The 24,132-nt window shown below is 68.2% G+C and carries 23 protein-coding genes; 20 read left to right on the top strand and 3 right to left on the bottom strand.

Annotated elements, in window-relative coordinates; genetic code table 11:
- The first annotated feature begins 161 nt into the window (after window positions 1-161).
- The 4 genes from ASE96_RS15545 (at window position 162) to ASE96_RS15530 (ending at window position 4,872) form a co-directional block, all read left to right on the top strand.
- Complete coding sequence (locus tag ASE96_RS15545; protein ID WP_056432406.1) at window positions 162-3,119, top strand: FtsK/SpoIIIE family DNA translocase; 2,958 nt, start codon at window positions 162-164, stop codon at window positions 3,117-3,119.
- A gap of 9 nt (window positions 3,120-3,128) precedes the next feature.
- Window positions 3,129-3,770, top strand: a complete 642-nt coding sequence (gene pgsA, locus ASE96_RS15540; protein ID WP_056432403.1) for a CDP-diacylglycerol--glycerol-3-phosphate 3-phosphatidyltransferase — start codon at window positions 3,129-3,131, stop codon at window positions 3,768-3,770.
- Window positions 3,767-4,279: a CinA family protein gene (locus tag ASE96_RS15535; protein ID WP_056432400.1), complete on the top strand. Its 513-nt coding sequence runs from the start codon at window positions 3,767-3,769 to the stop codon at window positions 4,277-4,279. The genes pgsA and ASE96_RS15535 overlap by 4 nt, the downstream gene beginning before the upstream one ends.
- Before the next feature lie 140 nt (window positions 4,280-4,419).
- Complete coding sequence (locus tag ASE96_RS15530) at window positions 4,420-4,872, top strand: helix-turn-helix domain-containing protein (protein ID WP_056432397.1); 453 nt, start codon at window positions 4,420-4,422, stop codon at window positions 4,870-4,872.
- Window positions 4,873-4,952: 80 nt separating this feature from the next.
- Here the strand turns inward: ASE96_RS15530 and ASE96_RS15525 are convergent, their stop codons facing one another.
- On the bottom strand, window positions 4,953-5,462 hold the full coding sequence (locus tag ASE96_RS15525) for a MarR family winged helix-turn-helix transcriptional regulator (RefSeq protein ID WP_056432827.1): 510 nt from the start codon (window positions 5,460-5,462) through the stop codon (window positions 4,953-4,955).
- A 44-nt stretch (window positions 5,463-5,506) separates the two neighbouring features.
- Between ASE96_RS15525 and ASE96_RS15520 the strand changes: the two genes are divergently transcribed.
- The 6 genes from ASE96_RS15520 (at window position 5,507) to dapF (ending at window position 11,356) form a co-directional block, all read left to right on the top strand.
- On the top strand, window positions 5,507-5,725 hold the full coding sequence (locus ASE96_RS15520; RefSeq protein WP_056432394.1) for a DUF3046 domain-containing protein: 219 nt from the start codon (window positions 5,507-5,509) through the stop codon (window positions 5,723-5,725).
- Window positions 5,726-6,004: 279 nt separating this feature from the next.
- On the top strand, window positions 6,005-7,057 hold the full coding sequence (gene recA / locus ASE96_RS15515; protein ID WP_018774457.1) for a recombinase RecA: 1,053 nt from the start codon (window positions 6,005-6,007) through the stop codon (window positions 7,055-7,057).
- A gap of 196 nt (window positions 7,058-7,253) precedes the next feature.
- A complete protein-coding gene (locus tag ASE96_RS15510) occupies window positions 7,254-7,745 on the top strand; it encodes a regulatory protein RecX (protein WP_082492793.1) in 492 nt (163 codons plus the stop codon).
- Between the two features lie 39 nt (window positions 7,746-7,784).
- The gene (gene miaB, locus ASE96_RS15505; protein ID WP_200913074.1) at window positions 7,785-9,359 is read left to right on the top strand and encodes a tRNA (N6-isopentenyl adenosine(37)-C2)-methylthiotransferase MiaB; all 1,575 of its coding nucleotides are present in this window, start codon (window positions 7,785-7,787) and stop codon (window positions 9,357-9,359) included.
- An 81-nt stretch (window positions 9,360-9,440) separates the two neighbouring features.
- Window positions 9,441-10,328 carry a tRNA (adenosine(37)-N6)-dimethylallyltransferase MiaA gene (gene miaA, locus ASE96_RS15500; protein WP_056432821.1) on the top strand — a complete coding sequence of 296 codons (888 nt, stop codon included), beginning with the start codon at window positions 9,441-9,443 and terminating at the stop codon, window positions 10,326-10,328.
- 71 nt (window positions 10,329-10,399) lie between these two features.
- The gene (gene dapF, locus ASE96_RS15495) at window positions 10,400-11,356 is read left to right on the top strand and encodes a diaminopimelate epimerase (RefSeq protein ID WP_056432388.1); all 957 of its coding nucleotides are present in this window, start codon (window positions 10,400-10,402) and stop codon (window positions 11,354-11,356) included.
- On the opposite strand, the gene ASE96_RS15490 is transcribed toward dapF, so the two are convergent.
- Entirely contained in the window at window positions 11,337-11,951 is a 615-nt protein-coding gene (locus ASE96_RS15490) for a class I SAM-dependent methyltransferase (protein ID WP_056432385.1), read from the bottom strand. The two genes, dapF and ASE96_RS15490, sit on opposite strands and share 20 nt — an antisense overlap.
- Before the next feature lie 492 nt (window positions 11,952-12,443).
- On the opposite strand from ASE96_RS15490, the gene hflX reads away from it, so the two are divergent.
- Window positions 12,444-14,012 (top strand): GTPase HflX, encoded by a 1,569-nt coding sequence (gene hflX / locus ASE96_RS15485; RefSeq protein ID WP_056432383.1) that lies wholly within the window; start codon window positions 12,444-12,446, stop codon window positions 14,010-14,012.
- A complete protein-coding gene (locus ASE96_RS15480) occupies window positions 14,005-16,146 on the top strand; it encodes an ATP-dependent DNA helicase (RefSeq protein WP_326952629.1) in 2,142 nt (713 codons plus the stop codon). Before hflX ends, ASE96_RS15480 begins: the two co-directional genes overlap by 8 nt.
- A gap of 265 nt (window positions 16,147-16,411) precedes the next feature.
- Here ASE96_RS15480 and lexA read toward each other — a convergent pair whose 3' ends face one another.
- Window positions 16,412-17,161 carry a transcriptional repressor LexA gene (gene lexA, locus ASE96_RS15475; RefSeq protein WP_056432811.1) on the bottom strand — a complete coding sequence of 250 codons (750 nt, stop codon included), beginning with the start codon at window positions 17,159-17,161 and terminating at the stop codon, window positions 16,412-16,414.
- A gap of 342 nt (window positions 17,162-17,503) precedes the next feature.
- Between lexA and ASE96_RS19760 the strand changes: the two genes are divergently transcribed.
- The 8 genes from ASE96_RS19760 to ASE96_RS15440 all read left to right on the top strand — a co-directional run bounded on the left by ASE96_RS19760 (window position 17,504) and on the right by ASE96_RS15440 (window position 24,039).
- Window positions 17,504-18,028, top strand: coding sequence for a LysM peptidoglycan-binding domain-containing protein (locus ASE96_RS19760; RefSeq protein WP_326952626.1), 525 nt, complete (start codon window positions 17,504-17,506; stop codon window positions 18,026-18,028).
- Between the two features lie 134 nt (window positions 18,029-18,162).
- Window positions 18,163-19,281, top strand: a complete 1,119-nt coding sequence (locus ASE96_RS15465) for a histidinol-phosphate transaminase (RefSeq protein ID WP_056432378.1) — start codon at window positions 18,163-18,165, stop codon at window positions 19,279-19,281.
- A gap of 64 nt (window positions 19,282-19,345) precedes the next feature.
- On the top strand, window positions 19,346-19,972 hold the full coding sequence (hisB, locus tag ASE96_RS15460) for an imidazoleglycerol-phosphate dehydratase HisB (protein ID WP_056432376.1): 627 nt from the start codon (window positions 19,346-19,348) through the stop codon (window positions 19,970-19,972).
- On the top strand, window positions 19,969-20,748 hold the full coding sequence (hisH, locus tag ASE96_RS15455; protein ID WP_056432372.1) for an imidazole glycerol phosphate synthase subunit HisH: 780 nt from the start codon (window positions 19,969-19,971) through the stop codon (window positions 20,746-20,748). Before hisB ends, hisH begins: the two co-directional genes overlap by 4 nt.
- Window positions 20,749-20,907 (top strand): hypothetical protein, encoded by a 159-nt coding sequence (locus ASE96_RS19395; RefSeq protein WP_200913073.1) that lies wholly within the window; start codon window positions 20,749-20,751, stop codon window positions 20,905-20,907.
- Between the two features lie 52 nt (window positions 20,908-20,959).
- Window positions 20,960-21,706, top strand: a complete 747-nt coding sequence (gene priA / locus ASE96_RS15450) for a bifunctional 1-(5-phosphoribosyl)-5-((5-phosphoribosylamino)methylideneamino)imidazole-4-carboxamide isomerase/phosphoribosylanthranilate isomerase PriA (RefSeq protein ID WP_056432369.1) — start codon at window positions 20,960-20,962, stop codon at window positions 21,704-21,706.
- A 12-nt stretch (window positions 21,707-21,718) separates the two neighbouring features.
- Entirely contained in the window at window positions 21,719-22,618 is a 900-nt protein-coding gene (locus tag ASE96_RS15445; RefSeq protein WP_056432366.1) for an SseB family protein, read from the top strand.
- A gap of 62 nt (window positions 22,619-22,680) precedes the next feature.
- Window positions 22,681-24,039 carry an MFS transporter gene (locus tag ASE96_RS15440; protein WP_056432363.1) on the top strand — a complete coding sequence of 453 codons (1,359 nt, stop codon included), beginning with the start codon at window positions 22,681-22,683 and terminating at the stop codon, window positions 24,037-24,039.
- Window positions 24,040-24,132: the final 93 nt, after the last annotated feature.

Below are 24,132 nucleotides of genomic sequence, written 5' to 3'. Positions count from 1 at the left end.
ACACGCCTCCCTACGCACCACAACGGCCCTCCCGGCCTGCCGCAGCCTCGCGCTTGCGGTGGGCCGGGAGGGCCGTTTTTGCGTGTCAGGCCAGCAACATGATCCCTTCGGAGGCCCGGAAATCCGCGGAATTCGGCCCGGAGTCGGGTACCGTAGCGGGTATGGCGACACGTACTTCCTCCGCGCCAAGAGGAAACTCCAGCGGTAAATCAGGCAGCTCTGCGGCCCGGGGCTCCCGCCCGGCTGCATCCAAAACCACCAAGTCCTCCGGAACAACGGGCACCGCGCGCACCCGCCAACTGGCCGCCGTCGAACCCAAGCAGCCCTGGCTGGTCCGGGTTGTGGCCGGCGCTTGGCTGGGCGTTGCCCACGTCCTCGGGGCGGGCATCCGCCGGATCGGCTACGACGTCAGCGACCTCGCGCCCGAAGACCGCCGCGACGGCGCAGCCCTGTTCAATCTGGCACTCGGTGTGTTCGTTGCCACCTTCGCCTGGTGGGGATTCCAGGGCTGGTTCCCGGACATGGTCTACGGGATCGTCAACGGCACCTTCGGCTGGATGGCGCTGCTGCTGCCGCTGATGCTGTTCGTCTGCGCCTTCCGGCTGTTCCGCCAGCCCGTCGACGGCCGCGGCAACAACCGGATCGGCATCGGGTTCCTGATCATGGCGTTCGCCGGCTCCGGCCTCGCCCACGTCATTGGCGGGGAACCGACGGTCGCTGACGGGTTCGACGGGTTGCGCCGTGCCGGCGGCATGCTCGGATACCTGGCCGCCGCCCCGCTGGCCGCCATCCATTCCGCCGTCCCGCTGGCTGTCTACGGCCTGCTCGCCTTTACGTCCCTGCTGATCGTCACGGCCACGCCCTTCGGCGCGATCCCCGGCCGGCTGCGCGGCGCCTACGAACACCTCATGGGCATCGACCTGCAGGACCAGTACAGCGACGACCACGACGGCGACGGTCACGACCGCAGCTACCTCTACGAAAACGACGCCCCGGCCCCGGCGAAGAAGAAGCGCCGGCGCCTCTTCGGCAAGGACCAGGACGACGAGGCCGGACTCGAAGGCTACGTCGGCGACGAGGCCTTCGAACGCGCACTCATTGCCGACGAGGAAGCGGAGGCCGCGAAAGCCGCCGGTGGCGGCAAATCCGGCTCCAAGTCCGCCGCCAAACCGGTCGCCCCCGGGGTGCGCCGTCCCACCCAGGCCGAAATCGCCGTCGAAAAGATCAAGGCAGCCCAGGGGCTCGGGAGCGCCGCAGCGGGGGAGAACGCCACCGAGGCCATCCCTCTCGTCACCCCCGGGATGGTCGCCGCCGGGTCACTCAACCCGGCCGCCCCCGCGCCCGCGGCTGCCGCCGTCGCAGCCGCCGCGAAGGTCCCCTCCAACCCCGTGGCAGCGGCGCCGCTGCCCACGCCGATCCCGCAGCGCACGGAACAGCTCTCGCTCGCCGGCGACGTGACGTACACGCTCCCGGCGTCGGACGTCCTGACCCCGGGCTCCATCCCGAAGGAGCGCACCGAGGCCAACGACGCGATCGTCGCGTCGCTGACCGAAACGCTGAACCAGTTCAACGTGGATGCCCAGGTCACCGGCTTCAGCCGCGGCCCCACCGTCACCCGCTACGAGATCGAGCTCTCCCCGGGCACCAAGGTGGAGCGCGTCACCGCACTGTCCAAGAACATCTCCTACGCCGTCGCCAGCTCGGACGTGCGTATTTTGAGCCCCATCCCGGGCAAGTCGGCGATCGGCATCGAGATCCCGAACACGGACCGCGAAACCGTGTCCCTGGGCGATGTGCTGCGCAGCCAGAACGCCCGGCGCACCGACCACCCGATGGTCATGGGCGTCGGCAAGGACGTCGAGGGCGGGTACGTCGTCGCGAACCTCGCCAAGATGCCGCACCTCCTGGTCGCGGGCGCCACCGGCGCCGGCAAGTCCTCGTTCGTGAACTCGATGATCACCTCCATCCTCATGCGCGCCACGCCCGACGAGGTCCGTATGGTCATGGTGGACCCCAAACGCGTGGAACTCACCGCCTACGAGGGTGTGCCGCACCTGATCACCCCGATCATCACCAACCCCAAAAAGGCCGCCGAGGCCCTCCAGTGGGTGGTCCGCGAGATGGACGCCCGCTACGACGACCTCGCCAACTACGGCTTCAAGCACATCGACGACTTCAACAAAGCCGTCCGCGCCGGCAAGGTCCACCCGCCCGAGGGGTCCAAGCGGGTCATCCGGCCGTACCCGTATCTCCTGGTGATTGTGGACGAACTCGCCGACCTGATGATGGTCGCCCCGCGCGACGTCGAAGATTCGATCGTCCGCATCACCCAACTGGCCCGTGCAGCCGGCATCCACCTCGTGCTCGCCACGCAGCGGCCCTCCGTCGACGTCGTCACCGGCCTGATCAAGGCCAACGTGCCGTCCCGGATGGCGTTCGCGACGTCCTCCGTCACCGACTCCCGCGTGGTCCTCGACCAGCCCGGCGCCGAGAAGCTGATCGGCCAGGGCGACGCCCTTTTCCTGCCGATGGGCGCCTCCAAGGCCATGCGTGTCCAGGGCGCCTGGGTCACGGAGTCGGAAATCCACAAGGTGGTGGAGCACGTCAAGGGCCAGCTCAAGGCCGTCTACCGCGACGACGTCGCCCCCGAGGCGCCGAAGAAGCAGATCGACGACGACATCGGAGACGACCTCGAGGTCCTGCTGCAGGCCACCGAGCTCGTCGTCACGACGCAGTTCGGCTCCACGTCGATGCTGCAGCGGAAGCTTCGGGTCGGCTTCGCGAAGGCCGGCCGGCTCATGGACCTGCTCGAGTCCCGGGGTGTGGTGGGCCCCTCCGAGGGCTCCAAGGCCCGCGATGTCCTGGTCAAGCCCGACGACCTGGCCACCGTCCTCGCCGCCATGAAGGGCATGGAAATGCCCGCTGCCGCCGATTCCCAGACCGCAGCGCTGAGTGATAACGCCAACGCGAACATCGCCCAGGGCGGCTACGCGGAGGACCTGGTCGCTGCCGACCTGGACCGGCGGCCCCAGGAGGCCCAGTATTACGACGGCGCTGACGGCGGCTCCGGAGATGATGAGGACGGCTCCGAGGACGCCTGGTCGCTCACCGGACGGTAGCCTAGGAAGGTGACTAGCGCCGAAGCAAACAGTGCCGGATCCGCGTCCCGGATCTGGAACCTGCCCAACATCCTGACGATGCTGCGGATTGTGATGGTGCCCTTCTTCGTCTGGTTCCTCCTGCTCGACGCACCGGGACTGGTCGCCCAGAACGGCGTCTGGCGCTGGATCGCCGCGGCGACCTTCGCCGTCGCCATTTACACGGACAAGCTCGACGGCGACATCGCCCGCAGCCGCGGCCTCGTCACGGACTTCGGCAAGATCGCCGACCCCATAGCCGACAAGCTGCTGATCGGCTCGGCCCTGGTGATGCTCTCGCTGCTGGGGGAGCTGCCCTGGTGGGTCACCATCCTGATCCTGGTCCGTGAATGGGGCGTCACCGCCCTGCGTTTCTTCGTCATCCGCTACGGCGTGATCCCGGCGTCGCGCGGCGGAAAACTCAAGACCGTCATCCAGACGGTGGCCATCTTCCTGTACATCCTCCCGCTGGCCTCGATCGCACCGTGGCTCGGGTTTGTGGCCTTCGCGGTCATGCTGGTCGCCGTCGCCATCACTGTCTGGACCGGCGGCGAATACGTCATCGAGGCCCTCAAACTGCGCGCCAGCGGCATCCGGGCCCGGCAACAGAAGATCCAGGACGGCAAGCCATGAGCAATCCCCACCACACGGTCAACCTGCATCACCTGGCCGAAGAGGCAGTTACCGAAGCGATCCGCCGCGGCCAGACCGTGGCAACCGCCGAATCGCTGACCGCCGGCATGGTCGCCGCCGTCCTGGCGGACACGCCCGGCGCCTCCGGAATGCTCCAGGGCGGCGTTGTGTCCTACCAGAACACGGTCAAGGCCAATGTGCTGGGAGTGCCCTGGGAGCTGCTGGACAGCGTCGGCGCCGTCGACGGACGTGTCGCCGAGGCGATGGCCGAGGGCGCCCGCCGGGTCTGCGGCGCCGACATCGGCGTCTCCACGACCGGCGTCGCCGGACCGGAGCCGCACGGCGGCAAGGATGTGGGCTCCGTCTACATCGGCGTCGCCACCGCAGCGGGCGCGACGTCGTTCGGGTACAGCTTCGACGGCAACCGGCCCGAAATCCGCGGCCAGGCCTGCGCGGCGGCCTTGGAACGCCTGCTGGAAGCGCTGGCATCCGTAAGCTACCGGGCGTAAAGTAGCCGGGAACAAAAACCGATTCCTAATAGTTGTTACATTGTGTCGCTTCCGAATAAGGGAGGCGCCTAGGATGAAAGCATCATCAGTGTCCGCTTTGACCAGCGGGCTCGACACAAAGAGGGAGCAAGGCGATACAGATGGTAAAGCAGCCCGTATCCGTTAACGGCGTTGTCCGCTGGAAGGATGTGGGCCTCGCCGATCAGGCTAAGAGCGAACAGAAGGAGCGCAAGATGGTTGTACTTCGTCACGAAATCGGTGATGTGCTGCGCGATGTCCGCCAACGCCAGGGCCGTACCCTCCGCGAAGTCTCGCACAGTGCCCGCGTCTCCTTGGGCTACCTGAGTGAAGTGGAGCGCGGCCAGAAGGAAGCTTCCTCGGAGCTCCTCTCCTCGATCTGCTCGGCCCTCGATGTTCCGCTCTCCAGCATGCTTCGCGAAGTCAGCGACCGTGTGGCCGTCGCCGAAGGTGTTGCTGTTCCGGACACCGTCCCGCAGGAGTTTGCCCAGCGCTACGGCCGTGACCTGGACCGTGAGCTCAACACGGACCTCAACGAAGAGTTGGCCAAGGGCCTTCTTTCCGGGGCGCGCTAGCCCCGGCACCCACTACTCGACAGAAAACCCCGGCGGTGTGCCGGGGTTTTTTGCGTGCCCGGCCGCGCCGGGGCAACAGGCTACTGCGGTTCGTCCCGGGGGAACCCGTCCCGTTCGTAGGTGGCGTTGAGCTTGGCGATATAGCGGGCCAGGGTCTGCAGTTCCTCCGGCGGCCACTCGCCCAGCCGTTCGCGGAACACTTCGCGCCGGGCGTCCTGCACCTCGTGCATCTTCTCCTCGCCCATAGCGGTCAGGCGGATCATCTGCGCGCGGCCGTCGAGCGGGTCGGCTTCCTTGGCCACCAGGCCGAGGCGTTCCAGAAAGGCGATCTGCCGGCTTACCGAGGGCTTCCCGACGCCGATGCTGGACGCGAGTTCGGTCAGCCGGATCGCGCCCTGTTGGCGGATCACGGAAAGCAGCCCGTAGGCTGCCGGTTCCATGTCCGGGTGGACCTGGCGGGAGAGGTGATGGGAGATGGACCGGGCGCGGCGCCAGAGCATGCTCAACTGGTGCTCGACGGCGGTCAGGGCCGCTTCGGTGGAATCGTCAGTGCCGCCGGGGATCCCAGGGCCTTCGGCGGGGTTGCTCATGGCAACCATTCTAGAGTCCTCCTGCATCGTGAGAGACTCTAGGGGTGCGAATCAGTGAATTTTGGCGCCTTATGGATGACGAATTCGGGGCGGGCTACTCCCGCGTCCTCAGCAGCTCGCTGGTCCTGGCGGGAGTCGGCGGACGGACCGCCGACCAGGCCCTGGGGGCAGGCGTGCCGCCCCGGCAGGTGTGGCTGGCGTTGTGCGACGTCCAGGATGTCCCGCCCGAGCGGCGGCTGGGCCGCGACGTCAAACCCCGCTGATTCCTGGCGCTTCAGCCCCGGCCCGGCAGTAAACACCTGACACGCCGCCACGATTGTTCGAATATCTGTTCGGGTAGGACTATGCTTTTTTCAGAGTGTTTTCCACATGTACGTTTTCCACATACACGTTTTCCACATGCACGGGGCAGTCAGGCAACTCTGTCGGTGGGTGCCAGTAGCTTCAGTAATGACAGAAACTGATCACTAGCACTGATCACGAACACTACCCGGGGCCGGCAACGGTCCCTCCCCAGCGAGAAAGTATTAGAGGTGTGAACCATGGCCGCAGCCCCGGATCGCCAGAAGGCGCTCGACGCAGCGCTTGCCCAGATTGACAAGCAGTTCGGCAAGGGCTCGGTCATGCGCCTCGGTGACGAAGTCCGTGCGCCCATCGAGGTCATCCCGACCGGCTCCATCGCGCTGGACGTCGCCCTGGGAATTGGCGGCCTGCCCCGCGGCCGTGTTGTGGAGATCTACGGGCCGGAATCCTCCGGTAAGACCACCGTGGCGCTGCACGCCGTCGCCAACGCCCAGCGCCAGGGCGGCATCGCCGCCTTCATCGACGCCGAACACGCCTTGGACCCGGAATATGCCGCCAAGCTGGGCGTCGACACCGACGCCCTGTTGGTCTCCCAGCCGGACACCGGCGAGCAGGCGCTCGAAATCATGGATATGCTCATCGGCTCCGGCTCCCTTGACGTCATCGTCATCGACTCGGTCGCGGCCCTCGTTCCCCGGGCGGAAATCGAAGGCGACATGGGCGACAGCCACGTGGGCCTTCAGGCCCGCCTGATGAGCCAGGCCCTTCGAAAGATCACCGGCCGCCTGAGCCAGACCAAGACCACTGCCATCTTCATCAACCAGCTGCGCGAGAAGATCGGTGTCTTCTTCGGTTCCCCGGAAACCACCACCGGTGGTAAGGCCCTGAAGTTCTACGCCTCCATCCGCATCGACGTCCGCCGGATCCAGACCCTCAAGGAGGGCGCGGACTCCGTCGGCAACCGCACGAAGGCCAAGATCGTCAAGAACAAGATGGCCCCGCCCTTCAAGATTGCCGAATTCGACATCATTTACGGCCAGGGCATCTCGCGTGAAGGCGGCATCATCGACATGGGTGTCGAGCACGGCCTGATCAAGAAGTCCGGCTCCTGGTTCACCTACGACGGTGACCAGCTGGGCCAGGGCATGGAGAACTCCCGCCGCTTCCTGCGCGACAACCCGGAACTGGCCGCCGAGCTCGAACGGCTCATCAAGGAGAAGCTGGGCGTCGGCGTGAAGGCCCCCGCCGAGACCGAAGAATCTCCGAAGCTGAAGGCCGTTGACGGCTTCTAACGCCGGAGCCGGCACAGGGTCGGGGTTCCTTCCGTGGAGCCCTGACCCGGGCGGCGGTGCCGACCCGCGTGCCGGGTCTCCCCGGCGCAGTTCACGCGGGTCTCGCAGTTCACGCGGCTCAGGTCCTCGCGGCTCGGGTTCTCGCGTCGCAGGGGCGCCGTCCCCGGAACTGGATCCTGACGCAGATCCCGCCGCGGTGGCCCGCGCCATTGTGCTGCGGCAGCTGACCAACTCGCCCAAGAGCCGTCTGCAGCTCGCCCGGAAGCTTGCCGAGCGCAACGTCCCGGACGACGTCGCGGAGGCCGTGCTGGACCGCTTCGAAGAAGTGAAGCTCGTTGACGACGCCGACTTTGCCGACATGTGGGTACGGTCCCGGTCCCAGAGCCGTAAACTCGCCAAAGGGGCCCTCCGGCGGGAACTCGCCGAGAAGGGCATTGACGAACACACTGCGGCCAGCGCCCTGGAACAGCTCAGCGACGCCGACGAAGAAGCGGCGGCCCGTGAGCTCGTGGGGCGCAAGCTGCGGGGATTCACCGGCGGTGAGGACCGCGCAGAGCGCGACAAGATCACGCGCCGTCTGGCCTCAATGCTTGCCCGCAAGGGATACCAGCCCTCGCAGGCCTTCCGGATCGTGGGCGAGGTCCTCGACGAGGCCGTGGCCGGTGCCGGGTCTGAACCGGATTTCTGAGCTGGCCCCGGCCGCGTGCCGACCCGGTACCCTTAACAGGTGAGTTTGACCATTCCCTCCCCAGCAGCCGGCACCACCCCTTCCAGAGACGCCTTGTCAGCCCCGGGCGCCGAACCGGTGCCCGCCACACCTCAGCCGCGTACCTACCAGGTCCGGACGTTCGGCTGCCAGATGAACGTGCACGACTCCGAGCGGATGTCCGGGATGCTCGAGGCCGCCGGCTACGTCCCAGCCGCCGGTGAGCTGGCCGACGTCGTGGTCTTCAACACCTGCGCCGTGCGGGAGAACGCCGACAACAAGCTCTACGGCAACCTCGGCATCCTGGCCCCGGTCAAGGCCGCCAACCCGGGCATGCAGATCGCTGTCGGAGGCTGCCTGGCGCAGAAGGACCGCGACGCCATCCTGAAGAAGGCCCCGTGGGTGGATGCCGTGTTCGGGACGCACAACGTCGGCGCGTTGCCTGCCCTCCTGGAACGGGCCCGCCACAACAACGAAGCGCAGCTTGAGATCCTGGAGTCCCTCGACGTCTTCCCCTCCACGCTGCCCACCAAGCGCGACTCGGTCTATTCCGGCTGGGTGTCGATCTCCGTCGGCTGCAACAACACCTGCACCTTCTGCATCGTCCCGGCCCTGCGCGGCAAGGAAAAGGACCGCCGCCCCGGCGACATCCTGGCCGAAATCCAGGCCCTCGTCGACGACGGCGCGATCGAAGTCACCCTGCTGGGCCAGAACGTAAACTCCTACGGCGTCGAATTCGGCGACCGGCAGGCCTTCTCGAAGCTCCTGCGCGCCTGCGGCGACATTCCCGGCCTCGAACGCGTCCGTTTCACGAGCCCGCACCCCGCGGCTTTCACTGACGACGTCATCGATGCCATGGCCGAGACCCCCAACGTTATGCCGCAGCTGCACATGCCCCTGCAGTCCGGTTCGGACAAGGTGCTCAAGGACATGAAACGGTCCTACCGGTCCACGAAGTTCCTTGGCATCCTGGACAAGGTCCGCGACAAAATTCCGCACGCCGCCATCTCCACCGACATCATTGTCGGCTTCCCCGGTGAAACCGAGGAGGACTTCCAGGCCACGCTCGACGTCGTTGAGAAGTCCCGCTTCGCCACGGCTTTCACCTTCCAGTACTCCAAGCGTCCGGGCACGCCCGCCGCCGACCTGCCGGACCAGCTCCCCAAAGCCGTAGTGCAGGAGCGCTTCGAACGCCTCACCGCCCTCCAGGACCGGATCGCCGCCGAGGAAAACGCCCGCCAGCTGGGCCGGCGGGTGGAGGTTATGGTCACGGCCCAGGCCGGCCGCAAGTCAGGGGAAACCCACCGGCTTTCGGGGCGGGCGCAGGACCAGCGCCTGGTGCACTTCTCTGTGCCTGCCGGCGCCGAGACGCCCCGCCCGGGCGACCTGGTCACGGTGACCATTACCGAGGCCGCGGCGTTCCACCTGGTCGCCGACCCTGCCTCGGCGGAGGACTACAGCATCCGCCGCTCCCGCGCTGGCGACGCCTGGGACAGGTCCCAGGCGGACTCCTGCGGCGCACCCGCGCCGGGATCCGGGTCCGGCTCATCCGGAGTATCCCTCGGCATGCCCACACTTCCCGTCCGGGGCCGCTAGCCCGTGGCTGCCCCGCAGGGCACCACGGCCGGCGCAGGACCCGACGGCACAGAACCGGCCGGCGCGGTACCGGCGCCGCCGGTGATCGCCGTCGTGGGGCCTACTGGCTCCGGCAAATCCGATCTGGCGGTCTCGCTCGCGCTGGAACTTGACGGCGAGGTCATCAACGCCGATTCCATGCAGTTTTACCGCGGCATGGATATCGGCACCGCCAAGATCACCGAGGCCGAACGCAGGGGAGTGCCGCACCACCTCCTGGACATCCTGGACGTGACCCAGGAAGCCAGCGTCTCGGACTTCCAGCAGCAAGCACGGGCGCTCATCGCGGACATCCACGGCCGCGGCAAACGCGCCATCCTGGCCGGCGGCTCCGGGCTCTACGTCCGTGCCGCCCTGGACGTGCTGGACTTCCCGGGCACCGACCCTGCCATCCGGCGCCGGCTCGAAGCGGAGCTGGAAAGCGCCGGTGCAGCCCCGTTGCGGGCGCGGCTGGAAAGCGTGGACCCCGTGTCTGCGGGCCGGCTCGGGGACGCGCGCCGGATCATCCGAGCGCTGGAGGTGTTCGAACTGACCGGACGGCCTTTTAGCTCCTTCATGCCAACCCGCGAGTACCACCAGCCCGCCGTGCAGATCGGACTCGAGGTGGACCGCGAAGAGCTCCGGGTACGCCTCGCCCGCCGGGTTCACGCCATGGTGGACAGCGGCCTGCTCGAAGAGGTCCGGAAGCTCGACGCCGGAGGGCTCAGGCTCGGCCGGACCGCGCCGCGTGCCCTCGGCTACGCCCAGTTCCTCAAGGTCCTCGACGGTGAATCCGACGCCGCGCAGGCGGCGGAGGAAACCATCGTTGCGACCCGGCAGTTCGCGCGCCGCCAGCTCACCTGGTTCCGCGCCGATCCCCGCATCCATTGGCTCGACTGGCAGGACCCGGAACTCGTGGCCAAGGCCGCCGCGCTCTGCGGCGCCGGCTGAGGTTCGGGGGGGGCGGATGGGTGGCAGGGGCGGTTTGCTGGCGGCCCGAGCCGGAACGGTAACCTTGGTGCATGGACGAACCCCAGGCCGTGGCCGCTGATCACAACTCCACCGCCGACACTGCAGCCCTGAGCGGACTCAAGTTTTCCAAAGGCCACGGCACCGGCAACGACTTTGTGCTCGTCGCCGATCCCAACGGCACCCTCGCCGTAACCCCGGAGCAGGTCGCGGCACTGTGCGACCGCCACCGCGGAATCGGCGGAGACGGACTAATCCGCGCCGTACCGTCCCGTCTGCTCCCGGAGGGCCAGGAACTGCTGACCCGGACCCCGGACGCCGAATGGTTTATGGACTACCGCAACGGCGACGGCTCACTCTCCGAGATGTGCGGCAACGGCGTCCGCGTCTTCGTGCACTTCCTGATCACTGAGGGCCTGGTCGACCTGCCCGCCGGCGAATCATTGACCATCGGCACCCGCGGCGGCGCCAAGACGATCGTCCGCACCGCGGCCGGATACGCCGTCGACATGGGCCCCTGGGAATTCATCTTCCCGGGCGAGGCCACGGCACGGGCCATGGATTCGCTGGTCAGCGCGGCGGGGCTGGAGGTCGCCCGGCCCGCCCTGTCCGTGAGCATGGGCAATCCGCATACCGTCGTGGCGCTGGCCGAACTCGCCGAGCTGCAGGCCACGCAACTCTTCACCGCACCCCACGTGGACCCGACCCCGCCGCACGGCACCAACGTTGAGTTCGTTGTGCCGTCCGAACCGTTGGTCCATGAGGGTGTCGGAACCATCACCATGCGCGTCCACGAACGGGGAGTCGGGGAAACGCAGTCCTGCGGCACGGGAGCTTGCGCGGCCGCCGTCGCGATCCGCCACTGGGCCGGCCAGGGCGCACCGGACGTCTGGAATGTCCAGGTCCCCGGCGGCGTCGTCGGTGTGAAGTTCTTCCTCGGCGCCGAGGGCCACGAACACGTCGAGCTCAGCGGCCCCGCGGTGATCGTCGCTAGTGGGACGCTTTCCTGACCCGAAGGATGCGGAACGACTTCGAGGTGCTCTCGCGGGTCACCGTGAGGCTGTTGTCGAGCTCCGCCGCGAGCCAGCGCTGCAGCGAATCCGACCCCAGGTTCTTCTGCACCACCAGCCAGGCCGAGCCGCCCGGCGCCAGCCGCGGCAGCCACAGGAGCAGCAGGGCGTGGAGCTCGTCCTTGCCGATCCGGATGGGCGGGTTGGACCAGATGGTGTCGAAGCGAAGGTCAGGATCGACGGCGTCGGGCGTGCTGGCCGTGACGTTGCCCAGGCCCAGGAGCGCCGCGTTTTCGTTGGTCAGGGTCACGCAACGCTCGTTGACGTCCACGGCGTAGACCTGCGAGTGCGGTGCCCGCAGGGCCATGGTCAGGGCGATCGGGCCCCAGCCGCAGCCGATGTCCAGCAGGGTTCCCTGCGGGGCCGGGGCAGGAACCTCGGCCAGCAGCACAGCCGTGCCCTTGTCGATGCCGTCCGGGCTGAAGATGCCCGAGGACGTCTGGAGTTGCCGGGTCGCGCCGGCAAGTTCCACGGTGAGTGGCTTGCGGGTGAACGGCCCGGCCGGCTGGGCGCTGAAATAGTGTGCAGACTCCATAACTGGCCAGATTAGTTGGCCCCCGGCCCGTATGGGAAACCGCGGCAAGCGGCCGGAAACCGGCAGAAACCCTGGGGGGCAGCGCCGTCTGTGCCGTCTGCTAGGCTTAAAGACATGTTCTTGAACTCCAAGTAGTAGCCGGCACGGGCTTATACCCGTCCCCGCAGCGACGCAGGTAGTTACCTTCCGCTCAGCGCGCCACCCCACGATGATCCTGCCAAGGACACACCCGCTGGCGCCCGAACCACTTGGATTCCGGCAGTGCTCACTGGAGCCCGGCCGGGCGGACCGTCTCTTCCTCCTCAAGGCAAAAAGAAGCCTGATCCCTCTCTTCCCATCGCTCCCGCCCGGAGCCCTGCCCTGCCGGCGGCACCGCTGCCACCGGCATCCCAGGAGGCCACGTTGACCAATAGTCGTCAGCCCAGCGCGAATACCGCCCCATACAGCACCGATCGGCACTATTCTGAAACTGCCGAACCTCTAAAGGAGACCATGACCAGTCAGCCCAACACCGGACCCGAGTCAGCAGCCCAGGACATGAGTCCTGCGGAAATCCAGGCTGTCATCGACCGGATCCTCGCCAAAGACACCCCTGCCCGGAAGGCAGCGCCGGCTGCCGGCGAGCCCGCCCCGGTGCTCGGCAAGGCGCAGGCGATCTCCCGCTTGGACGAGGAACACAGCACCTTCGACGGCGACCAGCAGGACCTCGAGGAACGGCACGCCCTGCGCCGCACCGCCGGGCTGTCCACCGAACTCGAAGACGTCACCGAGGTCGAGTACCGGCAGTTGCGCCTTGAGCGGGTCGTGCTGGCCGGGCTCTGGACCGAAGGCACCCTCGCCGACGCCGAGAACTCGCTCCGCGAACTCGCCGCCCTCGCCGAGACCGCCGGCTCGGAGGTCCTCGACGGGATCGTCCAGCGCCGCCAGAAGCCCGATCCGGGCACTTTCCTCGGCTCCGGCAAGGCCCAGGAACTGAAGGACATCGTGATGTCCACGGGCGCGGACACCGTCGTCGTCGACGCCGAACTGGCGCCGTCCCAGCGCCGCAGCCTGGAAGACATCGTCAAGGTCAAGGTCATTGATCGTACGGCCCTGATCCTGGACATTTTCGCCCAGCACGCCAAGAGCCGTGAGGGCAAGGCGCAGGTGGAGCTGGCCCAGCTCGAATACCTGCTCCCGCGCCTGCGCGGTTGGGGTGACTCGATGTCCCGCCAGGCAGGCGGCCAGGTGGGCGGTGCGGGTGCCGGCATGGGCTCGCGTGGTCCCGGTGAAACCAAGATCGAACTGGACCGACGCCGGATCCGCACCCGGATGGCCAAGCTGCGGCGTGAGATCGCCGCGATGAAGCCTGCCCGGGAAACCAAGCGCGCCAACCGCCGTCGTAATTCCGTGCCCTCCGTCGCGATCGCCGGGTACACCAACGCCGGCAAGTCCTCGCTCCTGAACCGGCTGACCGACGCCGGTGTCCTGGTGGAGAACGCCCTGTTCGCCACCCTGGACCCGACCGTCCGCAAAGCCGAGACTTCGGACGGGCTGGGCTACACCCTCGCCGACACTGTGGGCTTTGTCCGTTCGCTGCCCACCCAGCTCGTGGAGGCTTTCCGCTCCACGCTGGAGGAAGTCGCCGACGCGGACCTGATCCTGCACGTCGTGGATGTCTCGCACCCCGATCCGGAGGGCCAGATCGCCGCCGTCCGCAAGGTGTTCAGCGAGGTCGACGCACGCAAGGTGCCCGAAATCATCGTCCTGAACAAGGCGGACGCCGCGGACCCCTTCGTGGTGGAACGGCTCAAGCAGCGCGAGCCGCGCCACGTCGTGGTGTCGGCACGTACCGGCGCAGGCATCCCGGAGCTGCTCAAGGCCATCAGCGAGGGAATTCCGCGGCCCAGCGTCAAGCTGGAACTGATGATCCCCTACAACCGCGGGGACCTGCTCAGCAAGCTGCACGAGGCGGACGCCGAGATCCTCAGCCTCAACCACGAGGAAGCGGGCACCCGCGCCGTCGTGATGGTGCGTGAGGGATTCGCCGCTGAACTGGATTCGTTCATCAGCAATGACTGAGGCAGCGGTGACCGGGGCGGACACAGGTACGGACGAGCCGGCGGGGGAGGACGCCCCGGGGACCGAAACCGCGGAGGCGGACGCCGCGGGGGAACGCGCGGCAGGCCCAGGCGGCAAAACCAGCGGGGAGTTTGTCATCGAACTGCTCGACCGTGCCGTGTCCGGCATGGGCGGCCAGAGCCGCGACGGCCAGCACGAAATGGCCCGGCAGGTGGCGCAGGCGATTGACAGCGGCGACCACCTGCTGGTCCAGGCCGGCACCGGAACCGGCAAATCCCTCGCGTACCTGATCCCGCTGATCGCCCACTCGCTGGTCAGCGACAAGCCCACCCTGGTCTCCACCGCCACTCTGGCCCTGCAGACCCAGATCGTGGGCCGGGACTTGCCCCGGCTGCTCAAGACCATCACCCCGGCGCTGGACCGGCCCGTCAAGGTGGCACTGGTCAAGGGCCGCTCCAACTACGTGTGCCGCCACAAGCTCGAAGGCGGGTTCCCCTCGGAAGAGCCGTCGGAGGGCCAGCTCTTCTCCCTCGGCGAGGACACTTCCGTGCCGCACTTCGCCGCGGCCATGGGCGGCCCGTCCTCGCAGCTCGGCAAGGAGGTCGTCCGGCTGCGCGAATGGGCCGAGGACACCGTCACGGGGGACCGCGACGAACTTCTGCCCGGCGTCACCGACCGGGCCTGGCGGCAGGTCTCCGTCACCTCCATGGAATGCCTCGGCGCGCAGAAGTGCCCCCTGGCGGCCGAATGCTTCAGCGAACTGGCCCGGCAGAACGCCGCCGACGCAGACGTGGTCGTCACCAACCACGCGATGCTCGCCGTCAGTGCCTTCGAGGGCCTGGCCGTGCTGCCGGAATACGACGTGGTGGTGGTGGATGAAGCCCACGAGCTCCAGGACCGCGTGACCGGCGCCGTGTCCGGCCAGCTGTCCGTCGCGATGGTGCACGCCGCCGCGTCCGGGGCCCGGAAGCACACCGGCATCACCGTGGACGCGCTGAACAATGCGGCGTCCAACCTGGAACTCGCCATTGAAGGCGTCCCCAGCGGGCTCATGCCCAACGGACTCAACAGCGAACAACTGGACTGCGTGGACCAGTTGCGTGACGCGTGCCGCGCCGCCCTTTCGGATTCGAAGGGAGACAGCGCCAACACGGCCGACGGCGGACGCCAACTGGCGCGCTCCCGGCTCATGGTGATCCTGGAGCTCTGCGAACGGCTGCTGGCCGCACGCGAAAACCGCGAGGTGGTCTGGTTTTCCCGCAACAGCACCTTCGACCCGCAGCAGGGCTATTCCCAGCCGGACGAGTCCGCCCCGGCGCTGGTCAATATCGCACCACTCAGCGTCGCCGGACGGCTCCGCGAGGGCCTGTTCGCGGACCACACCGTCATCCTGACCTCGGCCACCCTGGCGATCGGGTCCGCGTTCGAACCGGCGGCCGGGGGTCTGGGCCTGGTGGGACCCGGCGCCCCCAGCTGGACCGGCGTCGACGTCGGATCGCCCTTCGAGTACCCCAAGCAGGGCATTCTCTACGTCGCCAAGCATCTGCCCAAGCCCGGCCGCGGCACGTCCCCGGAGGCGCTCGATGAGCTCGAGAAGCTGATCCGGGCCTCCGGCGGCGGGGCCCTGTGCCTGTTCTCCTCCCGGCGCGCCGCCGAGGATGCCGCCGAGGCCCTGCGTCCCCGGCTGGACATGTCCATCCTCTGTCAGGGGGATTCGACCATGACGGCGCTGGTGAAGCAGTTCGCCGACGAACCGGACACCTGCCTGTTTGGCACCATGTCCCTGTGGCAGGGCGTCGACGTGCCGGGGACCTCCTGCCGCCTCGTGGTGATTGACCGGATTCCGTTCCCGCGGCCCGACGATCCCCTGATGACGGCGCGGTCCCGGGCGGTGGCCCAGGCCGGCGGGAACGGCTTTATGAGTGTGTCCGCGACCCACGCCGCCATCCGGCTGGCCCAGGGCGCCGGCCGGCTGATCCGCACAACAACGGACAAGGGAGTGGTGGCGGTGCTGGATTCCCGGCTGTCCACCGAGCGGTACGGGGGATTCCTCCGGGCCGCGTTGCCGCCGTTCTGGCCCACTACCGACCCCACGGTCGCCCTCGCGGCCCTGGAGCGGCTCGCGAAGGGGTAGGGCAGCCCATCACGTGACCGAGGGCCGGAGCGGGGCAGGAGCGGGCCGGCAGGTTTTTCGCTCAGGTCTGCCCCGGCCGGGGCTCTGACGTTCCTGCCCGGCTGCTGCCGTCTGCGGCCGCCCGGCTCCCACGACATGCGCGGAATTCCGGGACGTTGCTGCCGCTGTGGCGCCAGCAACTGGGAGGGAACGTGAAAGGCCCCGCCCGACGTGACATGGTCAACGCCGGCGGGGCCTTCTTCGAAAGGGCTGTGGAGGGCGGTTCCTAAAGCGAACGCAACACGGAGACGACTTTGCCCATAATGACGGCGTGGTCGCCGAGGATGGGCTCGTACTGCGTATTCTGCGGCAGCAGCCACGTGTGGCCGTCGCGCTGACGGAAGGTCTTGACTGTTGCCTCGTCGTCCAGCAGGGCGGCCACAATGTCACCGTTGACGGCATCGCCCTGCCGGCGCACCACCACCCAGTCGCCGTCGCAGATGGCTGCGTCGATCATCGAGTCACCCGCGACCTTGAGCATAAAGAGCTCGCCGTGGCCCACCAGTTGGCGGGGAAGGGGCATCACGTCCTCCACGACCTGGTCGGCCAGGATTGGTCCGCCCGCCGCGATGCGGCCCACCAGCGGCACCATGGCTGTGTCGGTGGCGCTGGCCAGCTCCGAAACGGACAGGCCGCCTACGGCGCGCAGACCGCTGGACTTCTCAACCCCTGAAATCTTCGCGGCTCCCTCATCAAGGGTCAGCGGCATCAGGACTTCCATGGCGCGGGGGCGTTTGGGGTCGCGCCGCAGGTAGCCGAGTTTTTCCAGCTGCGACAGCTGGTGGGTCACGCTGGAGAGGCTGGCCAGTCCGACGGTATCGCCGATCTCGCGCATGGACGGCGGGTAGCCGTTGTCCGTCACGGAGCGCTGGATGGTTTCCAGGATCTTCTTTTGCCGGACGGTGAGGCTCTTGGGTGGCCGGGCTGCCTGCGGGCCCCGCTGGGTGGCCCTGCCGCCAGTGGCTTGTGCTGCCATGTTCGCCAACGCCTTTCCGTTCCGCCCGGCCGCCCGTGGCTGCAGCTGCCGGGAACTTCCGGCCTGAAATGTCAGACCCTGCTGATCAACTGCAGAAGTGGTTGTTCTTTGCATCAAACGTAGGCCAGCCGCACTGCTTTTTCAAACATTTGTTCTAGCGAGTCTCGACAATGTTCGTCAATAAGTGCTAAAACAGAACCAGCAAGATTCGAATATGTGTTCTAGTTTTGTACGACTCGGGTCGAACGGTGTGTTCGGTTCTTTGTTCGAAGGTATAGCCGGTTGGCGGCGGGTACGTGGAGTACGCCGGGCGGCACAGTATGGTCCAGGAGGGCTCAGTTCATGTCAGCAACAAGCGCGTTTCACGACACTTTCGGCCGCGACGCATTCGGCGACTACGGCCGGCCCGGGGGCGGTTCCCCCGTCGGCGGGCCGAGCCGTATGAGCCTGCAGAGTCCTATGAGAGGGCAGGCCCGTAAAAGCCAGACCCGCCACGCTGTCCAGGACGGGACCACAGGAGCCGCGCAGCCGGCAAAGCAGCAGTCGGCAAAGCCGGCGCCGCTGCGGCTTACCCGGCGGGGGCGCTTTGTCTTCATCGCGATGCCGCTGATCCTGCTGGCCGCACTGGTCCTCTCCTTCAGTGGTTTCCTCAACGCCCCCGCCAAGGCGGCGGAGTCCGCCGCCGAACTTTCCCTGACGCCCACTGTCACCGTCACGGTGCAGCCCGGTGAGTCATTGTGGGCCATCGCCGAGGCCGTCGCCCCGGAGCGCGATCCCCGTGACGTCGTCTCGGACATCATGCAGCTGAACAACCTGGAAGCCGCCCGCGTCGTTCCGGGCCAGGCGCTTTTCATTCCGTCCAACTAGCACCGCCGGACCCGCGCGTTCCGGGGCGCGCGACGGCCCCCACAGCCGATATAGGGCCCGTGGTCTTGGGCTACCCGCCTGCCCTGCGGCGTCACAGATTCGGAGCCCGTGACGATCTCACTTAAACTGGTGAAGTGACTGACCAGTTAGAGCGACTGAACCGACTTCCCCTCCGGACGAACCTCCGGGGCCTGACGCCGTACGGGGCGCCCCAGCTGGACGTTCCGATCCTGCTCAACGTCAACGAGAACACACATGGCGTCCCGGCGGACGTCCGCGCCGCCATCTCCGAGGCCGTCACGATCGCCGCCGCCGGACTGAATCGCTATCCGGACCGCGAATTCACGGAACTGCGCGAGGCGCTGGCCGAATATCTTGGGCACGGACTGGGCGCGGACAACATCTGGGCGGCCAACGGATCCAACGAGGTGCTCCAGCAGGTCCTCCAGGCCTTCGGCGGCCCGGGACGCACTGCGCTCGGCTTCCCTCCCACGTACTCCATGTACCCGCTCCTGGCCTCAGGCACGGACACCGGATACATCGTCGGGGTCCGCGCCGACGACTACGGACTCAGCGCCGAATCAGCCGCCCGCCAGGTCCGCGAACTCCAGCCGAACATCGTCTTCCTGTGCTCCCCGAACAACCCCACCGGCACCGGCCTCGGCCTGGACGTCGTGGAAGCCGTCTACGAGGCAGGCGAGGCCAGCCAGACCATCGTGATCGTCGACGAGGCGTACCACGAGTTCGCCCACGACGGGACGCCCAGCGCGCTTACCCTGCTGCCCGGCCGGGAGCGGCTGATCGTCTCGCGCACCATGAGCAAGGCCTTTGCCCTGGCCGGCGCCCGGGTCGGCTACATGGCGGCAGCGCCGGAGGTCACCGACGCCCTGCGCCTTGTCCGGCTTCCGTACCACCTCTCCGCCATCACCCAGGCCACCGCCCTGGCCGCCCTGCACCACCGGGTCGCGCTGATGGCCGATGTCGAGGACATTAAACGCCAGCGGGACCGGATCGTGTCCGAGCTGCAGCGCATGGGCCTCAAGCCGGCTGCGTCCGACTCGAACTACGTCTTCTTCGGCGGCCTGGACAACCCACACGAGGTCTGGCAGGGCCTGCTGGATGCCGGTGTGCTGATCCGGGACGTCGGAATTGCCGGGCACCTGCGCGTCACGGCCGGGACTGAGACGGAAACCACAGCGTTCCTCGAAGCCCTCGAACGGATCCTGGCCGGCCGCGCAGTGCAGCCCGCCTAGACTTAACCCAGGACATCCACACTGCCTGGCTGCCGGGCACCGTCGTCATCCAAAGGACACCCACATGAGCAACACCGGAGCAACGCCTGCCGAGGGCCGGGCCGCACGCATGGAGCGGACCACCAGCGAGTCATCCGTGCTGGTCGAGATCAACCTGGACGGCACCGGCGTCTCGGACATCAGCACCTCGGTCCCGTTCTACGACCACATGCTGACGGCGCTCAGCAAGCACTCCCTGATCGATATGACGGTCAAGGCCACGGGCGATACCCACATTGACGTCCACCACACGGTCGAGGACGTGGCCATCACCTTCGGCGAGGTCCTGCGCACCGCGCTCGGCAACAAGGCGGGCATCCGCCGGTTCGGCGAAGCCACGGTTCCTCTGGACGAGGCCCTCGCACAGGCCGTCGTCGATGTCTCCGGCCGCCCCTACCTGGTGCACGGCGGGGAGCCGGCCGGCCAGGAATACCACCTGATCGGCGGACACTTCACCGGGTCCCTGACCCGCCACGTCTTCGAGGCAATCACCCTGCACGCCGGCATCTGCCTGCACATGAACGTCACCGCCGGCCGGGACCCGCACCACATCGTCGAGGCCCAGTTCAAGGCCTTCGCCCGCGCCCTCCGTGCCGCCGTCGAACCTGACCCGCGCGTCGAGGGCATCCCCTCCACCAAGGGTGCCCTGTGACCGGCAAAGTTCTCAAGGACGGCGCCATCCTCAACCCCGACGCCGGCAGGAAGCCGGTGTCGCCCGAGGGAAAGCCCACCGTCACGGTCCTCGACTACGGCTCCGGCAACGTCCGCTCCGCCGTCCGCGCCCTCGAACGCGCCGGTGCAGAGGTGATCCTCAGCTCCAAGCCGGAGGACGTGCTCAACGCCGACGGACTTGTGGTCCCGGGCGTCGGCGCATTCGAAACGGTCATGCGCGAACTCAAGGCCGTGGACGGCATCCGCATGATCGGACGCCGCGTCGCCGGGGGCCGCCCCGTGCTGGCCATCTGCGTGGGACTCCAGGTCCTTTTCGAGGCCGGCGTCGAGCACGGCACCGAAGCCGAAGGCATGGGGGAGTGGCCCGGCAAGGTGGAACTCCTTCCCGCCGATGTCGTCCCGCACATGGGCTGGAACACGGTGTCCGTCCCGGAGGGCTCCAAGCTCTTCGCCGGCGTCGAGGACGAGCGCTTCTACTTCGTGCATTCCTACGGCGTGCAGCAGTGGGATTTCGACGTCATCCAGCCGAGGATGACCGCGCCCCTCGTGACCTGGTCGGAGCACGGGGCCCCGTTCATCGCAGCCGTGGAAAACGGCCCGCTGTGCGCCACACAGTTCCACCCTGAGAAGTCCGGCGACGCAGGGGCGCACCTGCTGCGCAACTGGGTGCAGGGACTCCGGGACCGTTCCCGTCCTGCGGAATCCGCTGCCGCCGCGGGCAAGCCCTCCGACACCAGCCCGGACGGGACCGCCTAGATGTGGTCCATCGTGCTGATGGGGCTCGCCGGCCTGCTGGTCGGCGGGGCGTTGTCCTTCCGCCAGCAGAAGAGCCCCCGCTGGGTCCAGGCCGTGTTTTACGTTCTGGCCGGGATGGCGTTGCTGGCCGCCTACCTCCTGACCCTGCCTGCCGCCTGACGGCCCGCGGCGCCCCGACCACCTGACGTCCCTGAAGAGCTGAGGATCCACGATGACCACCGAAACCCCGCTGCCCGTGCTCGAGCTGCTGCCCGCCGTCGACGTCGTCAACGGCCAGGCCGTCCGCCTCGTCCAGGGCGAGGCCGGCAGCGAGACGAGCTACGGCACGCCGCTGGAAGCCGCGCTCAACTGGCAGCAGCAGGGGGCTGAATGGGTCCACCTCGTCGACCTCGACGCCGCCTTTGGCAGGGGCTCCAACGCCGAACTGCTCCGCGAAGTGGTGGGCCGGCTCGACATCAAGGTGGAGCTCTCCGGCGGCCTGCGCGACGACGAGTCCCTCGAGAAGGCCCTCGGGCTGGGCGTCGCCCGCGTGAACCTGGGCACCGCGGCACTGGAGAACCCCGAATGGACTGCGCGGGTGATCGAGCGCTTCGGCGACAAGATCGCCGTCGGGCTGGACGTCCGCGGCACCACCCTCGCCGGCCGCGGGTGGACCAAGGAAGGCGGCGACCTCTGGGAGGTCCTCGGACGCCTCGAAGAGGCCGGCTGCGCTCGCTACGTCGTCACCGACGTCACCAAGGACGGCACCCTCCAAGGACCCAACGTCGAGCTGCTGCGCCAGATGGTGGAAAAGACCGGCAAGCCCGTGGTGGCCTCCGGCGGGATCTCCAGCCTGGAGGACCTGCTGGTCCTGCGCTCCCTCGTGCCGCTCGGCGTGGAAGGCGCCATCGTCGGCAAGGCCCTCTACAACGGCAACTTCACGCTGCCCGAGGCCCTCGACGCCGCCGGCCGCCGCTAGCGGGTCCGCAGCATGGAGCAGCGGCCCGCGGGCTTCAACGCACCTGAGAATTCCGCCCCTTCACGCCCGTTGCCCGGGCACATTGCGGCGGCCCTGGCCGGCGCCGGCGGAGCGACCGACTCGGCGGGCCGGCCCTGGGCGGGCCGCAGCCTGGCCGGCGAGGACGCCACGATCCACAATTTCGAGGACGACGACGGCGCGGCGGACGCCGGTTACGTTGTGGCGCTGGCGGGACTCGGGGCCGGCACCGGCGATGAGGCCGCGGTGGTCGCTTCGCTGGCCACGGCACGGGTCTTTGTGCCGATCCTGGCCACGCTCGCCGAGGAAGGCGAAGGCGCCGGCGGCCTGCATTCCGACAAACAGGCCGACATGGCCCTTGTAACGCTCAAGGCCCCGGACGGCCGGACCGCGATGCCCGTGTTCACCTCCGCAGCTTCCCTCAAGGCCTGGCACCCCGAGGCCCGCCCGGTGGCCGTCTACGCTGCCCGCGCGGCGCTCTCCGCCGTGGCTGAGGGCGCGGAACTGCTTGTGCTGGACCCGGGATCCACTGTCACTTTCGTCGTGCGCCGGCCCGCGGTCTGGGCCCTCGCGCAGCAGCGGGACTGGACGCCGTCGTATGCGGATCCCGAGCTCGCCCGCCACCTCGGCGAGAGCGTGGTTGGCTTTCCCGCGGTCCGCCGTGTTGAAATTCATCCGGGCGGTGGAGTTGCCGCGGTGGCGGCCGATGGACGGCAGCTTCCGGGCGGGGGCTCCGGCCCGGAGCTCCGGGTGGTGCTCTACCTTGAAGACGGACTCGACGCCGCCGGCGTCCAGTCCATCGTGTCCGGCCTCAACAGCGCCTGGGCACGGAATGAAATATTTGCTGAGCGGGTTGACTCGATCGAGGTCAAATTGCGGCGAGCAGCACAGTAGCTGAAGGCCAGCCGGGGACATCCTGGGTGCTGCCGGGGGCAGTACCGGAAGGAAATTGTTTCGTGAACTTCGCGCTTTACCGGGAACTGCTGGCCGTCCGGCCGATCAGGCGGCTCCTGCTGGTCGGGATGGTTGCCCGCGTACCGCACTCTGCGGCCGGGGTCCTGCTGACCCTGCACATCGTCCTGACGCTCGGCCAGGGCTACGCCGCCGCCGGCGCCGCGGCCGCCGTGATGACCATCGGCATCGCTGTCGGGGCGCCGTGGCGCGGGCGGCGGGTCGACACCGTGGGCCTGCGGCGGGCACTCATACCGTCGGTCATTGCCGAGGCCGTCATCTGGTCCGTTGTGCCGCATGTGTCCTACGAAGTCCTGCTTCCGCTGGTGTTTGTGGGCGGCCTGCTGACGCTGCCGATCTTCAGCGTTGTGCGCCAGTCCCTTGGCGTCCTCGCGACGGGGGAGCAGCGGCGCACCGCCTTCGCCCTTGACGCCATCTCCACCGAACTGGTCTTTATGATCGGTCCCGCGGCCGGCGCCCTTGTCGCCACCGCCGGTTTCTCCGTCCTGGGGCTGACCATCATCGGCATCGCGACGTCGGTAGCCGGGCTGTTCCTCATGTGGTTCAACCCGCCGACCCGCAGCGCCGAACCTGTCCTTGGGGCCAATACAGCGGCCGACACAGTGGCCGATGCCGAATCCGAGGCAGCGTTCGAGGCCGGCCAGCAGGAAGGCGCCGAGGTCGCCGTCGTAGCCGCCGCCCCGGCCCACCTGCAGGAAGCCGCCGCCGAGTTCGCCCCGCTGGCGGCCGCCGGCGAAAGGCGCCAGGAACGGGCCGGGCTGCGGCACAAAGTCGCCCACAACTTCGCCTGGTTCACCTCCGCCGTGGCGGCCGTCTTCGCCGTCGCCGCCGGGGCCGGCATGGTCCTCAGCGGCACCGACGTCGGGATTGTGGCCGCCCTCGAATCCGGCGGCCACCAGGCCGAGATCGGGCTGGTGTTCCTGTTCTGGTGCGCAGCCTCGGTGGTGGGCGGCCTCATCTACGGCGCCATGCACCGGCCCATCTCACCGATCCTGCTGCTGCTGGGGATGTCCGCGCTGACCATTCCGATGGCGTTCGCGCAGGACACCTGGACCCTGTGCCTGCTCTCGCTGCTGCCGGGCCTGTTGTGCGCACCTGTGCTGTCGGCAGCCTCGGAGAAGGTTGCGGAACTCGTCGACGAGCGCCGCCGCGGCGAGGCGATGGGCTGGTACGGCTCGGCACTCACCGGCGGTGTGGCCCTCGGCGCGCCTCTCGCCGGCGTGTTCATCGACGGCGTCGGCCCCTGGGCCGGGTTCGTCGCCGTGGGGTTGGGCGGCGTCGTGCTGTGCCTCCTGGGGCTCGTGCTGCAGCGCCACCGCAGGCTGCGACTCGCCGCCGCCTGACCGGCCGCAACGAAGCATGCGGCACCGTACAAGGCGTTAACGACGGCGGCGGGCGGACCGATGTGGTCCGCCCGCCGCCGGTGTTTTGTAACT

The organism is Arthrobacter sp. Leaf69, assembly GCF_001422645.1.
Taxonomy (GTDB): Bacteria; Actinomycetota; Actinomycetes; order Actinomycetales; family Micrococcaceae; genus Arthrobacter.
Note: the sequence above shows the minus strand (reverse complement) of the source record. Positions and strands in the feature narration are given on the sequence as shown.

Coding starts and splice junctions, on each gene's coding strand:
- recA (WP_018774457.1), top strand. CDS start 6,005: ATGGCCGCAGCCCCGGATCGCCAGAAGGCGCTCGACGCAGCGCTTGCC.
- ASE96_RS19395 (WP_200913073.1), top strand. CDS start 20,749: ATGTGGTCCATCGTGCTGATGGGGCTCGCCGGCCTGCTGGTCGGCGGG.
- hflX (WP_056432383.1), top strand. CDS start 12,444: ATGACCAGTCAGCCCAACACCGGACCCGAGTCAGCAGCCCAGGACATG.
- ASE96_RS15445 (WP_056432366.1), top strand. CDS start 21,719: ATGGAGCAGCGGCCCGCGGGCTTCAACGCACCTGAGAATTCCGCCCCT.
- priA (WP_056432369.1), top strand. CDS start 20,960: ATGACCACCGAAACCCCGCTGCCCGTGCTCGAGCTGCTGCCCGCCGTC.
- ASE96_RS15535 (WP_056432400.1), top strand. CDS start 3,767: ATGAGCAATCCCCACCACACGGTCAACCTGCATCACCTGGCCGAAGAG.
- ASE96_RS15480 (WP_326952629.1), top strand. CDS start 14,005: ATGACTGAGGCAGCGGTGACCGGGGCGGACACAGGTACGGACGAGCCG.
- hisB (WP_056432376.1), top strand. CDS start 19,346: ATGAGCAACACCGGAGCAACGCCTGCCGAGGGCCGGGCCGCACGCATG.
- dapF (WP_056432388.1), top strand. CDS start 10,400: ATGGACGAACCCCAGGCCGTGGCCGCTGATCACAACTCCACCGCCGAC.
- ASE96_RS19760 (WP_326952626.1), top strand. CDS start 17,504: ATGTCAGCAACAAGCGCGTTTCACGACACTTTCGGCCGCGACGCATTC.
- ASE96_RS15545 (WP_056432406.1), top strand. CDS start 162: ATGGCGACACGTACTTCCTCCGCGCCAAGAGGAAACTCCAGCGGTAAA.
- ASE96_RS15525 (WP_056432827.1), bottom strand. CDS start 5,462: ATGAGCAACCCCGCCGAAGGCCCTGGGATCCCCGGCGGCACTGACGAT.
- lexA (WP_056432811.1), bottom strand. CDS start 17,161: ATGGCAGCACAAGCCACTGGCGGCAGGGCCACCCAGCGGGGCCCGCAG.
- ASE96_RS15490 (WP_056432385.1), bottom strand. CDS start 11,951: ATGGAGTCTGCACACTATTTCAGCGCCCAGCCGGCCGGGCCGTTCACC.
- ASE96_RS15530 (WP_056432397.1), top strand. CDS start 4,420: ATGGTAAAGCAGCCCGTATCCGTTAACGGCGTTGTCCGCTGGAAGGAT.